This window comes from Mesorhizobium sp. BHbdii (genome assembly GCF_053848045.1).
This window is the reverse complement of record NZ_JBSPKX010000261.1, coordinates 1-421: the sequence shown is the minus strand read 5'-3', so window position 1 is coordinate 421 and position 421 is coordinate 1. Positions and strand designations below refer to the sequence as shown.

The 421-nt window shown below is 61.0% G+C and carries 1 pseudogene; it reads left to right on the top strand.

Going from position 1 to position 421, the window contains the following annotated elements:
- Positions 1–243: 243 nt before the first annotated feature.
- Positions 244–421 (top strand): annotated as a pseudogene (locus tag ACWTU8_RS32935) (bifunctional 5,10-methylene-tetrahydrofolate dehydrogenase/5,10-methylene-tetrahydrofolate cyclohydrolase); the annotation flags it as partial.

The window sequence follows — 421 nt, the reverse complement described above, 5'->3', positions numbered from 1 at the left end:
ACTTTATCAGGAAGCACATCATTTCCTGGAAGGAATAACGGGGGACGGGCCGTATGGGGATGCGGTCGGTCAGGAAGGGCAGCACGGGAAACCGCGCTGCCCTTCTTTTTTGATCGGCGTCCCGTGCCTGCGACAAAGCCCGCGTCGTTGCGTCGCGCCGAAGGCATGGTGCTTCGCTTTCATGCTGCCATTTTCGGCGGTCTTTTGCTATGTCGGCGCCAACGCAAGAAAAGAGTCCCATTCATGTCCCTGTCCGACGACAGCCGCTATCTCAAGGGCGGCCCGGTTGCCCAGCGCATCATCGCCGCCGTGCGCGAGGATGCGGCGATTGCCAAGGCCGAGGGTTTTCCGCCCAAGCTGATCTCGATCACCGTCGGCGATACCGATGCCGTGGATGTCTATGTGCGCAACCAGCGCGCCA